Below are 14,714 nucleotides of genomic sequence, written 5' to 3' on the forward strand. Positions count from 1 at the left end.
CCCTCTCTCCTGCATCGGGTGGCGCGCCGGAGGCTTTGCCCCGCTCGATGCCACCGTACCGGCTTCGTGCATGCGAGATTCTACCGTGCGAAGGACAGCCACGACCAAATTGGCCGTGGTCAGACCGAAGTTCACGCGAGAGGGCACTCATCTGCGCGCAGATTACGACGAATCTCCCCCGAATCTACGTTCAAGCGGGCGGCCACCTCGTCGGACTAGGAATCCTTGAAGACGACGCCCGCGCCGAAGATCTCCCCAAGGATCGCCTTGGGGTCCTGGGCGGCGTCGGGATCGACCGGCTGCGCGGCGGGCGCGGGAGCAGGTGTTGCCGCCAGATCGGTACTCGACGCAGCAGGCACCGTGCTTACGGCGGCCGGACCCGGGACGGATTGCGACGGGTCGAGGGTCGGAGTCACCGTGTCCGCCGGGACGTCGAAGGGAGGCTCCTCATCTACCTGATAGACGGCTATGGCGGCATCGTCGTAGGGAACTTGCTCGTTCTCCCAAGCGCGGCGATCGGCATCGACATCGCGCTCTGGAACCACGGTGGGGCCGCTCACCTGGTCCGCCGATGCGGCGGCAGCGGGGCGGGGCTCCGGGGCCGGCTCTGCCGGTCGCGCCGCCGGGGCGGGTGACGCGGGCTGGGCGGGACGCGGCGCGGGGGCCGAAGCCGGGTCGGGGGCCGGGGCAGCCTGCCTCACCTGCTGTGGCGCCAAGGCTGCGGTCGGGGCCGCTGCCTTGGTGGGCGCACCGCCAACGTCCTGGGACCGAGCTACATCACCCATCACGAACTCGACCTGACGGCTGCCGAAGACGGCGCAGACGATAGGCAGGATGATCGCGTGCGAATCCGGGCGCGCGAGCATCTTGAGGGCGAAGCCGGAGCCCGTGGGCAGGCCGACCGTCACCGTGGAGCCGTCATCGGACTGGGCACGGGAACTCTGCAGCAGGGCACCGCGCGATGGCTGCGCCGCCGTGACCTGTCGGACCACCTCGGACCATTTACGCTGCAGCTCGCCGGCATCGGCGACCGCGGGCGTTGCGGGAGCGGCCGCAGCCGCAACCTGCGCCGGGCTCGCGGTGGGGCGAGGGGCAGGGGCCGGGGCGGGCGCCGGACGCGCAGCGGGGCGAGGGGCGGACACCGGACGCGCAGCGGGAGCTGCAGTTGACGCCGGAGCAGGATGAGGTGCAGACGCAGGCTTCGGCGCCGACACCGGAGCCGAGGCGACCGCAGCAGACGTCACGGCAGGCGCCGCGGCCTGGGCGCGAGCGGCAACCGGCACCGGTACATGGCCCGCCGCGGGAGTCGGTGCATCCGCGCCATCGGAACGCGCGGGAACCGGCGCCGTCACGCCCGCCGCGAGCCGCCGCTCCAGCTGGTCCAGGCGCTCGGCGAGCGCTTCAAGCGTCAGATCGCTCTCGGGCCGCGCAAGCCGCGTGAGCGAGATCTCGAGCACGAGGCGCGCGTCGCTCGCATCGCGCATCTGCAGCGCCGCGTCGTCCAGCACGGTCAGACACCGCGCCAGGCGGTCGGGCGTCTCGAAGCGCGCCGCCTCCTCACCGAGCGCCGCCACCTCGTCGGGGGTACCGTCCACCAGCGCGGAAGCCGCCCCCGCCACGCGCACGGCATAGACGTCACGCAGGTGCGCCACCAGGTCGCGCGTGAGCTCCAGCAGGTCGGCGCCCTCCTCGACCTGGTCTTTTACCAGCTTGAACAGGCCGACCACGTCACGGACGGCAATGCCCTCGGCAAAGCGAGCGAGCACCGTGCTGGACGTCTCGCCCAACAGCGAGACCGCGTCGGCGGTGCGCACGGAACCGTCCCCGAACGTGGAGAGCTGCTCCAGCGCCGAGAGGGCATCGCGCATGCCGCCGCGAGCATGACGCGCCACGATCTCGAGCGCCTCCTCGTCGAACGAGAAGTCCTCCTGCTCGCAGATATAGCGCATGCGCGACACGAGGTCCTCGTTGGCGATGCGATGGAAGTCGAAACGCTGGCAGCGCGAGAGGATGGTCTCGAGCACCTTCTGCGGATCGGTGGTGCAGAGAACGAAGACCACGTGCGCCGGCGGCTCCTCCAGCGTCTTCAGCAGCGCGTTGAACGCCGCCGTGGTGAGCATGTGGACCTCATCGATGATATAGACCTTGTAGCGGCCACGCACCGGCGCAAAGCCCACGGAGTTGACGATCTCCTCGCGCACGTTGTCCACGCCTGTACGGCTCGCGGCGTCCAGCTCGTAGACATCCGGGTGCGTGCCCTCGGCGATGGCCTGGCACTCCGGGCAGTCGCCATCCGGCAGGCAGCCGTGGCCGGGTGCCGCGTCCTTGGCCTCGTCGCAGAGCAGAGCCTTGGCGAGAATGCGCGCCATAGTGGTCTTACCCGTACCGCGCGGCCCGCAGAACAGGTAGGCGTGCGAAAGACGTCCCTCGGTAACGGCATTCTCCAGCGTGGAGACGATATGCTGCTGGCCCACCACGCTCTGGAACGTGAGCGGGCGGTACTTTCGGTACAGTGACTCCATGGGATCCTCCGGGCGTTGGTTTGGCATCCATCATACCCCGCCGCGCGGAGTGAAACGAAGGGCGACGGACGCACCGGCCCCGAAACCCGGAGACCAGCGCGCCCGTCGCCCGCAAGACAGCGCCCGATGCGGCGAACGAGGCGCCAGCGGCCCTACACGATGGGGCTGATACCCGAGAAGTGCAGGTAGAGCGAGATGATCGCCACGACCACCACGATGACGGCGATGATCTTGTCGTGCATGTTCGGCAGCACGGCCTTGCCGCGGCCGCGCTCCCCCGCCACGTATACCACGATGGCCGGCGCAAAGAGGATCGTCGTCACCATGACACCCTGCAACCCGCACGACCACACCAGGAAGATGGTGTAGATGAAGCTCAGCGTGCCGAAGAACCGCGCCGTGCCCACGCTCGGCGCGTAGCGGCCGCTCCCCGTGTCGCCCTTCCAGCCCAGCACCATGTAGTACGCGGCGGAGCAGACGTACGGGATGAGGATGGTCGAGACCGCGCACGCGTAGAAGAACTGGTACGTGCTGTTCGCCACCACCGAGAGGATGAGGAAGAGCTGCATGATGCCCGAGCTCACCAGAATGGTGACGATGGGCGCGCCGTGCTCGTTCGTCTTGGCGAAGGCCAGCGGGAACGTGCCCTGGCGCGCGGCCTCGTACGGCGTCTCGGACGCGATGATCACATAGCCGAGCATGGCGCCCACGAGCGAGAGCACCACGCCGAGGTTCACCACCGCAGCGCCCACGGGCCCGATCGCGTGCTCCAGGATGCCGGCCATGGAGGGCGTAGCGAGCTCGGCCATCTGAGCGCGCGGCATGATGCCAAGCGAGAGCAGCGAGATGAGCAGGTAGAGCACGAACACGGCAACGAAGCCGATCGTGGTGGCGCGGCCCACGTCATTCACGTACTTGGCGCGACCGGAGATGACGATCGCGCCCTCGATGCCGGTGAACACCCACACGAGCGCCACCATGGTGGAGACGATCTGCGAGGCAAAGTCCGGACCACCCGGCTCACCCCAGAAATTATCCATGAAGATGGCCGGGTCGAACTTACCCAGCAGCAGGATGGACACCACGAAGAGGCCCAACGGCACCAGCTTGGCGATGGTGACGATGGTGTTGATGCCCGCTGCCTCCTTGACGCCGCGGCTCACCAGGTATGTGAGCACCCAGAGGAAGATGGACGCGCAAACGCACGAGACCATGTTGTTGCCGTCTCCGAACACCGGGAAGAAGTAACCCAGCGCACCGAAGAGCAGCACCGCGAAGCCCACGTTGGAGAGGCACGCGCTGATCCAGTACCCCCACGCGGAGTTGAAGCCCACGTAGTCGCCAAAGCCCGCCGCCGCGTAGGCGTAGATGCCGCCGGTCAGGTCCGGACGCGCCTGCGAGAGCCCCTTGAACGCCATCATGAGCGCGAAGACGCCCACGAAGCAGATCACCCACGAGACCAGCACTGCGGCCGTGTTGGCACCGCCCGCCGCCATGTCTCCCGCGAGCGAGAAGATTCCGCCGCAGATGCTTGCGGTGATGACCATCATGGTCAGGCGGAAGAGGTTCAACCCGTTCGGATCGATGATGTCGCCCTTCTCGTCCGACGTGATGACCGTCTTGGCTTCTTCCGACATAAAACGCTCCCTTCCCAAAACGAGATACAGGAAAGCGGCGCCGACGTCGCAGGTGACGGCGACGCCACTGCAGAGCATGGCGCGGACGCTAGAAGCGCAGGGAGAGGCAGGACAGGCCGCCGTCGACCTTGCGGTACTCGGAGGTGTCGACCACGAGCGTCTTGTAGCCCAGGTCCTGGACCGCCTTGAGCACGGTCGGGTAGCCCTCGGCCACGATGACGGTGCCGTTCACCCAGATGCAGTTGGCGCCGTAGGCCTCATTCTCGGGTACGACGACCTTGTTGTACTGGGCGAAGTCCGGCTTGTCGATGAACTCGCCGGAAACGAGCATGTTGCCGTCCTCGATGTAGTTCACGCCGGTCTTGAGGTGCAGGACCTCCTCCAGCGGCACCTCGGAGCCCTCGAGGCCCCAACCGGCCAGGATCTCGCAGAACTGGCGGATGCCCTCCTCGTTGGTGCGGGCGGAGCGGCCGATGTAGAAGTGGTCGCCGACCATCATGACGTCGCCGCCGTCCAGCGTGCCGGGGGCCTCGATATGCTTGATGTGCTCGTCGTCGAAGAAGCGGCGCACGGCCGGCTCGATCTCGTTCTTCTCGCCGTTACGGCTGGGCGCACCGGGGTTGGTAATGATGGCACCGCAGCGCGTAATGACCGCGGGGTCCTCCACGAAGCAGCTGTCGGGGTACTGCTCCAGCGCGGGCAGGACGGTCACGTCCACGCCGCACTGCTCGAGCGCGTGCTCGTAATCGTAGTGCTCCTCGATGGCGCGCTCGTAGATGGGCTGTCCCAGCTCGGGGGCGCTGGTGATGCCGTTGCTGAGGGACTTACCGGGACGGCGAATGATGACGTGGCTGAACTTGGTCATGGGAACCCTCCTTGGTTCGACGATCGGGGCCTCCCAGCGCGGGAAGCCCGCTTTCCCCACCGCTGATGATAGCAGGTTTTCTCCGTTTTGTATGATGTATACAATCTTTATCGGGAGGTTTCGTTCCTCGAACGGTTTGATGAACAGATGCTCTTTACAGCTGCATATGCACACAAAGTTCATATCGCATATACTGCATGCAACAAACGCACGGAACGGATAGGGCCTATGCAGCCGACGTCGCTCAAAGACAACGTATACCGGTATATTTCGCATCGCATCGATACGGGCGAGCTCACCGCCGGAGACCGCGTGGCCGAGCAGGGCATCTGCACCGCGCTCGGCGTCTCGCGCACGCCGGTCCGCGAGGCGCTCATCCAGCTGGCGAGCGACGGATACTTGGACAACGAGCCCCGCAAGGGATTTCGCGTGCGCGGGTTCAGCCGGCGCAACGCCGAGGAGGTCTTCGAGATCATGGGGCCGCTCGACGGCGAGGCAGCCTTTCTCGCCTGCCCGCAGATGGACGACGAGGCGCTCGCCCAGCTCCGCTTCCTGGTGGGGTCCATGGACCTCGCCATCGAGAGCGGACTCGTGCGGCGCTACGACGAGATCCAGCGCGACTTCCACAACACCTACGTGGAGCGCTGCGGCAACGAGCGTCTGAAGACGATGATCGCCCAGCTCTCGCGCTGCTTCATCAAGCAGGACTACGGCAGCGTGGACCGCGAGACGGCGCGCGCCCTGCTGCAGCGGGCGAACGACGAGCACAAGCGCATCGTGGGACTGTTTGAGGCCGGCGACGCGCGCGGGCTCCGCACCTACATCCGCGACGTCCACTGGGCCACGGAGAACGCGCAGTACAACGCCTGGTAGGACCGCTCCGGCACGCGGAGGGCCGTCACAGCACCCTGAACGGCGCCCACAACGCGCAGGGGGCGCCGCCCGTGCGAGCGACGCCCCCTGGGAAGGAAGTGGGTCCCCATGCGACCCATGGAAAACGCGCTGGTCTACGCCTGCTTGCCAGCCCCGGCCTTACCGCGCACGGAACGGTGTTCGTACCATTCCTTGATGCGGGGCCCAGCCATCTGGATCAGGATGACGACGATCAGGATGACGCCCTTGATCGTGTCATTGATGAGGGAGTCCATCTTGAGCGCGATGATGATCTTGTCGATCACGGTGTAGGACATGGCGCCGAAGAGCACGCCCAGGATGCGACCGCGACCGCCGCTCATGCTGATGCCGCCGAGCACCGTGGCCGCGATGGCGTACATCTCGTAGCTGTTGCCCGTGGTAGCCGGGTCGCACGAGGCGTTCATCGCCGAGCTCGTGGGCAAGGAGACGCTCGAGCGCATCAGCGAGTCCATGCGCTCGCTGGGGTACCGGGGCAACGTGCGCACCGCCGCTCGGCTCAACCGCTCCCCGCTCATCGTCGTCAACATTCCCTGGCTCGACAACCCGTTCTACGCCGAGATCGCGCGCATGACCACGCCGACGCTGACGACGGTGAACCAGCCACGCTACCAGATGGGATTCTCCGCCTGCAAGATGCTGATGGAGATCATGGACGGCACCGAGGGGGCCACGAGCTCCATGGTGTTCGACACCGAGCTGGTCGTGCGCGAGTCAACCGTGCGGCGATAGCCGGCCAGGAGCCAAGGGAGTTCGCGCTGCGGCGCGCTGCGGCGATTATGCGGAGAGGGGTCGCACGAGATACCCTCGGCGCGGTGGCGGCTGCGTCCGGCGTCTCCGTGCTAGAATGCGAGCCGAGCCTTCACATACACCTCAAACGAACCCGAAAGGCGCACGGCACCATGCCGCTTTTCAGTCGACACCATTCCACCGGGAATATTCCCCGACCTGCCCAGCGACCTGCCCAACCCGGCCGCATGGGCGCCCCTGCGCCGCAGGCCGCCCAGCCTGTGCCGGCCACTGCCCTGCCGGCACCTGATCCTGCCGGCACCGCGCAGTCAACCCTGCTCCGCCGGTACCGCCCCCTCGAGACGCGGGCCACCGGCGGTTTTGGCTCCGTCGAGATCTGCCTGGACCGTCGCCTCCAGCGGCGCGTGGCCATCAAGCGCATCCCGCTCACCGCCAACGGGGCCGGCATTCCCGCCCAGACCATGGCGGCGGCCCTCGCCGAGGCGCGCACGGCCGGCATGCTCGCCCATCCCAACATCGTGTCGGTCCTGGACTTCACCTTTGACGCCGCCTACGCCTACCTGGTAATGGAGTACGTCGACGGCATGAACCTCGCCGAGTTCCTGGCCCGGGTAGACGGCAACTCGCTCACCTACGACGAAGCCGCCTGCGTGGCAGACGCACTCGTCCAAGCCCTCGCCCACGCGCACGCCAACGGGGTGCTGCATCTGGACATCAAGCCCGCGAACGTGCTCATCGACCGTGCCGGGCATGTAAAGCTCGCTGACTTTGGCATGGCGACGCTCGCCAGCGCCGCGGGGTTTGGCGGGGCACGGGGCGGGACGATCGGCTACATGCCGCCCGAGCAGCTGGAGGGGCTCGCGGTGGACGAGCGCGCCGACGTGTTCTCGCTCGCGGCGGTGCTCTACGAGTGCCTCTGCGGCAACGCCCCCTTTGTCGCCGCAACGCCGGCGGACTCGCTTGCGCTCATAGAGTCCGGGGCCGAGGCACCCTCCGAACTGCTGCCCGAGCTCCCCGCAGACGCCGAGGCAGCACTCCTGCAGGCACTCTCCCCGACCCCCGCCGTCCGCATGGCGGAGGTGCAGGAGCTGGGAGACCGCTTCTGCGCGGAGCTGGGAGACCCGCGCGCCGGCCGCTCGAGCCTGGCGCGCATCATCGAACGCCTAACCTCGGACGAAGACCCCGACGCTACCATCGAGGCGCCCGCCGAAACCGAGGACCCCTGGGAGCGCGACCCCGCCGAAGGCCTGCTCGGCAGCCGGTTTCCCCAAGCGCGGCGCGTGCTGCGCGGCGTCGTCGCCGGCGCCGCCACCGCCTTCTCGGTCCACGCCTACGACCCGATCGCCAACGCGCTGCACGCCGCCTCCACCTCGGCGGACCCCGCGCAGAGCGCGCCGGGCTGGATCCTCGCTTCGCTGGTGACGGGCGTTGCCGGCGGCGTGGCACCGCAGCTCGCGGCGGCGTTCGCCGCGCTCTTGGCCACCGCGTCCGTCCTTGACCCCGCATCGATTCCGGCAACGCTCCCCACCGCCGTGCTCCTGGCGGCCATCGGCCTGGGCTGGTGGATCGCCTGGGGCCGCACGCCCGGAGCCGCCGCCGGCTACACGGCCACGCTCGCGCTCGCGCTGGTGAGCGGAGATGCCGTGGCGCTCGCGCCCCTCGCCGCGGCCTACCTCGCCTTCGACGCCCCGCCCGCAGCTGCCGCGGCCACGTTTCTCACGGCCTCCGTCACCGCTGCGGCCGTGCTCGCGCAGGGCGCCGGAGCGGGCGTGCCCCTCTCGCTCGCGCTCGGCGCCTGGACCGCGCCCGCTTTCCTCGTTCAAGCCGTGGGACTCGCCGCCACCGCCGCCCTCGTCTCGTTTGTGCTCCAGCGCGCCTGGAGGCGCTACGACGAAGCCGCGCAGGCAGACGCGGCCACCGCTCCCGCGGCCGGGTTCGCCCTCGCGGCCGCGCTGCCGCTCCCCTTGGTGGTCGCGCTCACCTGCCTTGCGCACCCTATGGAAATTCCCAGCTTACCGCCCCAGCTCCTCGCCCCGGCCATAGCCCGGGGAACCGTTTCCTCTATAATCGTTGGGATTTGCCTGTACCTCTTCGGCTATAGAAAAGAACCTTCGGAGGGTGATTGTTCGTGAACTTCCTGAGTATCTTCGAGAGCCGCGTTTCCGACATCTTCGGTGCCGCGCGAGCGCCTTTCTCCTTCAAGAAGCTCGCCAAGCAGGCGGCGCACGAGATGGAGGACCAGACGCTCGTGGTGAACGGGGTCAACACGGCCCCCGCGCTCTACACGGTGCTCGTTGCGAACGATGACGACCCCCTGCTCGCCCCGTACTACCCGCAGCTCTCGCGCGAGGTCTGCGAGCTGGTGAAGGCCCAGGCCGAGAAGAAGAGCTACACCTTTGTGGGCGAGCCGCTGGTCCGCTTCATGATCGATCCCTCGCTCAAGGGCGGTCGCTTCTCCGTGTTCGCCGAGAACGTGGACGCGCCCACCCTCGGCCGTCTCTACGAGGAGGAGCGCGCCTACCAGAAGGGGCTCTCGGCCAGCCAGCCGGCGCCCATGCCCCAGCGCCCCGCCGCACCGGCGCCCGCCCCTGTTGCAACGCCTGCCCTGGCGCAGGCCCCGAACGTCCCCGCGATGTCCGCGCAGACCGACGCTCCCGGCGACCCGTTCGCCGTCGATCCCTTCGGCCCCGGCGCCGCCCCCGTGCCGACCGCCGCTCCCGCGGCTCTCGCGCCGGCACCCGTGCCCGCGCCCATCCCCGTGCCGCAGACCGTTAGCCGCGACCAGCTCGGCGTCCTGGGCGGGGCTGCCGCCACAGGCGCCATGGCGGGCATCGGCGCCGAGAGCGTCTCCGCCAACCTTGCCGGCGTCCGCACGCCCCAGCCGCCCGCCATCCCGCAGGCCCAGCTCGTGGACGTGGTGACTGGAGAGACCTTCAACATCGCGCAGACCCCCTGCACCGTCGGCCGCGAGCGCGCTGCCGCCGACGTGGTGCTCCGCGACCCCAACGTGTCGCGCCGCCACGCGCAGCTGACCTTTACCGGAAGCGCCTGGACCATCGAGGACCTGGGCTCCACCAACGGAACGCTCGTGAACAGCCGTCGCATCACCCGCTGCCCGCTGCGCAGCGGCGACGTGCTCACCTTCGGCCTTTCCACCTTTGAGTTTAGGGGCTGATCCCACGTGATCGACATCATCCTCTTCGTGGGCCGCATCGTCCTCGTCGTCCTCCTCTACATCTTCCTCTTCGCCGTCATGAAGACCGGCGTGGGCCTGGTGCGCGGACAGCGCAAGGACTCGGGCATCTGGACGATCGACGTGGACAAGGGCCCGCGCGGCATCCGCGGCATCCACGTGGACATGCTCGGCCCGGTGATCGTCGGTCGCTCGCCCTCCTCTGACATCTGCATCAACGAGCCCTTCGTCTCGGCCTCCCATGCGCGCTTCTCGCTGCAGGGCCCGGCCCTCGTCATCGAGGACCTCAACTCGCTCAACGGCACGCTCGTGAACGGGCGCCCCCTGACCGAGCCCGCCACACTGCGCGAGGGCGACGAGGTCCAGATCGGCGACGTGGTCATGAAGGTGAACCGTCGATGACCGACCCGCTCGACACCGCCCGGCATCTGGAGGACGCCCCGCTCGCGGGTGCCCACGCGATGCCGCAGGAAGAGCAGACCCCGGAGCCGGGGGCCTCCCCCGCGCAGGCACCGGTTGCGGCCGAGGCCCCCGCGCACGCCGCTGAACCGACGCCACCCTCCGACACCGCCGAGATCGATGTCTCCGCCGTGGAGGCAGGCCTCAACGACCCGGGCTCCACCCAAAGCTTCGAGCCGCTCGCCGACGAGCAGCTCATCGACACCGACTCCACCTACGACGCCGGCACCACCACGCAACTCATGTGGGGCGCTCGCTCCGACGTTGGCTGCGTTCGCCCGCATAACGAGGATTCCTACCTGGTCCAGAGCCCGCTCTTCGCCGTCTGCGACGGCATGGGCGGCCACGCCGCGGGCGAGGTGGCGAGCTCCATCGCCGTGGAGACCATCGCGCGCTGCGCCCCGCACGCCGCCGACCCGGCGGCACTCGCCGCCGCCGTCGAGGCCGCGAACGCCGCCGTCATCGAGGCCGCCGTGAACGGCCTCGGCAAGCCCGGCATGGGCTGCACCGCCACCACCGCCTACATCGAGGGTTCCACCCTCGCCGTGGCGCACGTGGGCGACTCGCGCGCGTACCTGCTGCACGACGGCTCCCTCATCCGCATCACCCGCGACCACTCCTACGTGGAGGAGCTCGTGGACGCCGGCGAGATCACGGCCGACGAGGCGCGCGTGCATCCCAACCGCTCGGTCATCACCCGTGCGCTCGGCTCCGATCCCGACATGTACGCGGACCACTTCCAGATCGGCATCGAAACGGGAGACCGTCTGATCCTCTGCTCAGATGGCCTTTCCTCCATGATCTCCGACGGGGACATCGAGCGCATCGCCACGCAGTCTCCCACCGCCCAAGTCTGCACCGACAACCTGGTGGACGCCGCGCTCGCCGCCGGCGGCTCGGACAACGTGACCGTGATCGTGGTTGATCTGGCGGACGACGGCAACCGCCGCCACGTTCAGAACATGCTTCGCCGCCGCACGATCATCGGCATCGCCGCGTTCCTGGCCGTTGTGATCATCGCCGCCGTCATCACGCTCTTCTCCATCACCAACTCCGTGTACCTGGGCATCAAGGACGACGTCGTGGCCGTGTACCGCGGCGTTCCGGGCACGCACTTCGGCATCGAGCTCTCCCGCTTGGAAGACGAGACCACCGTGAAGGTCGCCGACCTCCCCGATGACACCCAGCACCGCCTGGCCGAGGGCATTCCGCAGAATAGCCTGGACGCCGCACAGGAAACGGTCTCCAAGTACCGCAAGCAGATCTACGAGAAGCAGTCCAAGGCGGCGCAGACCGCAGCCGAGGCCAAGAGCGGTCAGACGGATGCCGCCGCGGGTGATGCGGCGACTTCCGACACCGCATCCCAGCCGGCAGCCGACGCCGCCGCCCAAGTTCCCACGACCGACACCGCGACCACCGAAGGGGGTACCGCCCAGTGAGCCGCCGCAACGCCGAGCTCTTCCTGCTCATTGCCGCAACGTTCCCCGTGGTGCTGCTCTACGCCATGTACATGAGCACCATAGGACACGACATCACGTTCCAGACCCTCGCGGTTCCGCTGGGGCTCTTCGCGGCCTTCACCGCCGCGCACATCGCCGTGCGGATCTTCGCCCCCGGCGCGGATCCGGCCATCCTGCCGATCACGTACCTGCTCTCGGGTCTGGGCATCACGTTCGTCACGCGCGTGGACGCCGACCTCGCCATGAGCCAGCTCATCATCCTCTTCATCTCCATCGCGCTCCTGGTGGGGACGCTCATCGTGGTGAGAAACCTGGACGTGGTCAAACACTACAAGTACACCTTCGGCGCCGCCGCCATCATCTTGCTGCTGCTCCCCATGGTCCCGGGCCTCGGCACCGAGATCTACGGTTCGCGCATCTGGATCAAGATCGGCTCCTTCGGCCTCCAGCCCGGCGAGTTCGCCAAGATCTGCCTGGTGCTGTTCCTGGCGGGCTACCTCTCCGAGAACCGCGAGCTGCTCTCGCTCTCAAACCGCAGCATCCTGGGCATCAAGCTGCCGCGGCCGCGCCTGCTCCTGCCGCTCCTCATCATCTGGCTCGCCTGCCTGGGCGTGGTCGCGCTCGAGAAGGACTTCGGTAGCGCGCTCCTCTTCTACACGGTGTTCCTCATCATGCTCTACGTGGCGACGGGTCGGCCGTTCTACGTCATCTTGGGCCTGGGCCTGCTTGCCGTGGGCGGCGTGCTCCTCTACCACACCATGGGGCACGTGCAGGTGCGCTTCAACACCTGGATGAACCCCTTTGCCGACGCGCAGGACACGGGCTTCCAGCTCGTGCAGTCCATCTACTCGCTCGCCGACGGCGGGCTCGCGGGCGCGGGCATCGGCAAGGGCCTTGCCGCGACCTACGTGCCCGTGGTTGAGTCCGACTTCATCTTCTCGGCTATCGGCGAGGAGATGGGCCTGCTGGGCGGTGCCGCCGTCCTGCTCGGCTTCATGCTCTTTGCGGTGCGCGGCATCACCACCGCCGCCCGCGCCAAGTCCGACCTCTCGGCCTTCAGCGCTGCCGGCCTCACCGCCGCCATCTCCTTCCAGGCGTTCCTGATCGTCGGCGGCGTGACGCGCCTCATCCCGCTGACGGGCGTCACTCTGCCCTTCATGAGCCAGGGCGGCTCCTCGCTGCTCGCGAGCTTCATCATTGTCGGCCTGCTCATGCGCGCCGGCGACGAGGCCACGGGCCGCGAGCGCGACCTGGCCGGCACGGGCATCATGACCACCCCGGTGGCCGCCAGTGCCACGGGCGTGAGCAGCGCTGGCACCCGTATCTACGGCGCAAGCCCCGCCTCCACGGGCGGGAGCCACGCCCGCCCCGGTTCCCGTCTGCGCCGTCGCACGCTCGACACGCCCGAATCCGGCGTGCTCGGCCGCGTGGCCCTCGCCAAGCGCCTGACGCGCGAGATGGGCCTCTTTGCCCTGCTCTTTGCCGTGCTCATCGGCAACCTCACCTACATCCAGGTCATCAAGGCCAAGGATTACCAGGACATGGCCGGCAACAACCACACCATCATCAAGGCCTCGCATATCAAGCGCGGCTCCATCATCACCTCGGACGGCGTGACGCTCGCGGAGTCCTTGCAGCAGGAGGACGGCACCTTCGTGCGCTCGCACCCCAACGGCAACCTCGCCGCACACGCGGTGGGCTATTACTCGCAGCAGTACGGGGCCTCGGGCATCGAGGCGAGCCAGAACGAGACCCTCACCGGATCCGTCGACTACTCCAGCTGGCAGAACGCCCTGAGCTCGCTCGCGGGCGTGGCACAGCCCGGCAACTCCGTGGTGCTCACCATCGATTCGCGCATCCAGACGGCCGCCGAGCAGGCGCTGCAGGGGCTTACCGGCGCCATCGTGGTCCTCGACCCCAAGACGGGTGCCGTGCTGGCATGGGCGAGCTCCCCCAGCTACGACAACAACGACGTTGCCGCCACCATGGCATCCTCGCAGGACGGCAGCAGCGGCGCGCTCTTCGACCGCGCCACGCAGGGCCTCTACACGCCCGGCTCGACCTTTAAGGTCGTCACCCTCTCCGCCGCGCTCGACTCCGGCGTGTCCACGCTCGACAGCACCTTCGACGCCAACTCGCCCCGAAACATCGGCGGCGCCGACGTCATCAACCACGGCAACACGAGTCTTGGCACGCTCACGCTCAGGCGCGCTTTCGCCTACTCCTCGAACGTCGTGTTCGGCCAGCTGGCGGGCACGGTGGGCGCCGAATCCCTCGTACACTACGCCCGCGCCTTCGGCTACGGGCAGAGCCTTGGCCTCGACTTCGAGACGGCCTCCTCGATTATGCCGGACCCGTCCGAGATGACCGACTGGGAGCTCGCCTGGGCAGGCGCCGGCCAGCCCGTGGGCCAGGGGCACACCCCCGGTCCCCAGACCACGCCGATGCAGAACGCGGTGATCGCCGCTACCATCGCCAACGGTGGCATCGCCATGAACCCCTACGTGGTCTCCCAGACGCTCTCCCCCGAGGGCACGGTGGTTCGAACCACGCAACCCCGCTCGCTCGGCCAGACCATCAGCACCGATGCCGCGTCCAAGGTGGCCGAGGCCATGCGCGACGTGGTGAACTCCGGCACCGGTGGCGCCGCCGCCGTCTCGGGCGTGCAGGTTGCCGGCAAGACCGGTACCGCCGAGGTCCAGGGCAGCAACATCAACTCCGCCTTCATCGGCTTTGCCCCCTACGACTCCCCCACCCTGGCCATCTCGGTGATGGTGGAGGACTACAAGGAGGGCGGCTCCGGCCCCTCGGCCGCGGCCCTTGCCGGTAAGGTGCTGGCATCTGCCTTGGCGGTGCAGGGCATGTAGCGAAGACGGAAGTTCAAACGGCAACATCGCCGCAGCAAGCGTTCACACG

General features: G+C 68.2%; 11 protein-coding genes. 7 read left to right on the forward strand and 4 right to left on the reverse strand.

Going from position 1 to position 14,714, the window contains the following annotated elements; translation table 11 throughout:
• Positions 1 to 215: 215 nt before the first annotated feature.
• The 3 genes from dnaX to GDJ97_RS00575 form a co-directional block, all read right to left on the reverse strand.
• The gene (dnaX, locus tag GDJ97_RS00565; protein WP_193221241.1) at positions 216 to 2,522 is read right to left on the reverse strand and encodes a DNA polymerase III subunit gamma/tau; all 2,307 of its coding nucleotides are present in this window, start codon (positions 2,520 to 2,522) and stop codon (positions 216 to 218) included.
• Positions 2,523 to 2,674: 152 nt separating this feature from the next.
• Positions 2,675 to 4,159 (reverse strand): basic amino acid/polyamine antiporter, encoded by a 1,485-nt coding sequence (locus GDJ97_RS00570; protein WP_152069299.1) that lies wholly within the window; start codon positions 4,157 to 4,159, stop codon positions 2,675 to 2,677.
• 88 nt (positions 4,160 to 4,247) lie between these two features.
• Complete coding sequence (locus GDJ97_RS00575) at positions 4,248 to 5,024, reverse strand: dimethylarginine dimethylaminohydrolase family protein (protein ID WP_152069300.1); 777 nt, start codon at positions 5,022 to 5,024, stop codon at positions 4,248 to 4,250.
• Positions 5,025 to 5,252: 228 nt separating this feature from the next.
• Between GDJ97_RS00575 and GDJ97_RS00580 the strand changes: the two genes are divergently transcribed.
• On the forward strand, positions 5,253 to 5,897 hold the full coding sequence (locus GDJ97_RS00580; protein ID WP_152069301.1) for a GntR family transcriptional regulator: 645 nt from the start codon (positions 5,253 to 5,255) through the stop codon (positions 5,895 to 5,897).
• Positions 5,898 to 6,031: 134 nt separating this feature from the next.
• Here GDJ97_RS00580 and GDJ97_RS00585 read toward each other — a convergent pair whose 3' ends face one another.
• Positions 6,032 to 6,343, reverse strand: a complete 312-nt coding sequence (locus GDJ97_RS00585; protein ID WP_226808643.1) for a hypothetical protein — start codon at positions 6,341 to 6,343, stop codon at positions 6,032 to 6,034.
• Between GDJ97_RS00585 and GDJ97_RS00590 the strand changes: the two genes are divergently transcribed.
• The 6 genes from GDJ97_RS00590 to GDJ97_RS00615 all read left to right on the forward strand — a co-directional run bounded on the left by GDJ97_RS00590 (position 6,315) and on the right by GDJ97_RS00615 (position 14,665).
• A complete protein-coding gene (locus tag GDJ97_RS00590; RefSeq protein ID WP_226808645.1) occupies positions 6,315 to 6,668 on the forward strand; it encodes a substrate-binding domain-containing protein in 354 nt (117 codons plus the stop codon). The two genes, GDJ97_RS00585 and GDJ97_RS00590, sit on opposite strands and share 29 nt — an antisense overlap.
• 278 nt (positions 6,669 to 6,946) lie before the next feature.
• A complete protein-coding gene (locus GDJ97_RS09445) occupies positions 6,947 to 8,818 on the forward strand; it encodes a serine/threonine-protein kinase (RefSeq protein WP_226808646.1) in 1,872 nt (623 codons plus the stop codon).
• The gene (locus GDJ97_RS00600; RefSeq protein WP_152069303.1) at positions 8,815 to 9,861 is read left to right on the forward strand and encodes a DUF3662 and FHA domain-containing protein; all 1,047 of its coding nucleotides are present in this window, start codon (positions 8,815 to 8,817) and stop codon (positions 9,859 to 9,861) included. The genes GDJ97_RS09445 and GDJ97_RS00600 overlap by 4 nt, the downstream gene beginning before the upstream one ends.
• 6 nt (positions 9,862 to 9,867) lie before the next feature.
• Positions 9,868 to 10,281, forward strand: coding sequence for an FHA domain-containing protein (locus GDJ97_RS00605; RefSeq protein ID WP_152069304.1), 414 nt, complete (start codon positions 9,868 to 9,870; stop codon positions 10,279 to 10,281).
• Entirely contained in the window at positions 10,278 to 11,777 is a 1,500-nt protein-coding gene (locus tag GDJ97_RS00610; RefSeq protein WP_193221242.1) for a Stp1/IreP family PP2C-type Ser/Thr phosphatase, read from the forward strand. The genes GDJ97_RS00605 and GDJ97_RS00610 overlap by 4 nt, the downstream gene beginning before the upstream one ends.
• Entirely contained in the window at positions 11,774 to 14,665 is a 2,892-nt protein-coding gene (locus tag GDJ97_RS00615) for an FtsW/RodA/SpoVE family cell cycle protein (RefSeq protein WP_226808648.1), read from the forward strand. The genes GDJ97_RS00610 and GDJ97_RS00615 overlap by 4 nt, the downstream gene beginning before the upstream one ends.
• Positions 14,666 to 14,714 lie beyond the last annotated feature (49 nt).

The organism is Collinsella sp. AK_207A (assembly GCF_902501965.1).
Taxonomy (GTDB): domain Bacteria; phylum Actinomycetota; class Coriobacteriia; order Coriobacteriales; family Coriobacteriaceae; genus Collinsella.

What these genes read in the sequence shown, in the direction of transcription:
- dnaX (WP_193221241.1), bottom strand. Translation starts at nt 2,522, where the DNA reads ATGGAGTCACTGTACCGAAAGTACCGCCCGCTCACGTTCCAGAGCGTG.
- GDJ97_RS00580 (WP_152069301.1), top strand. Translation starts at nt 5,253, where the DNA reads ATGCAGCCGACGTCGCTCAAAGACAACGTATACCGGTATATTTCGCAT.
- GDJ97_RS00575 (WP_152069300.1), bottom strand. Translation starts at nt 5,024, where the DNA reads ATGACCAAGTTCAGCCACGTCATCATTCGCCGTCCCGGTAAGTCCCTC.
- GDJ97_RS00570 (WP_152069299.1), bottom strand. Translation starts at nt 4,159, where the DNA reads ATGTCGGAAGAAGCCAAGACGGTCATCACGTCGGACGAGAAGGGCGAC.
- GDJ97_RS00610 (WP_193221242.1), top strand. Translation starts at nt 10,278, where the DNA reads ATGACCGACCCGCTCGACACCGCCCGGCATCTGGAGGACGCCCCGCTC.
- GDJ97_RS00585 (WP_226808643.1), bottom strand. Translation starts at nt 6,343, where the DNA reads ATGAACGCCTCGTGCGACCCGGCTACCACGGGCAACAGCTACGAGATG.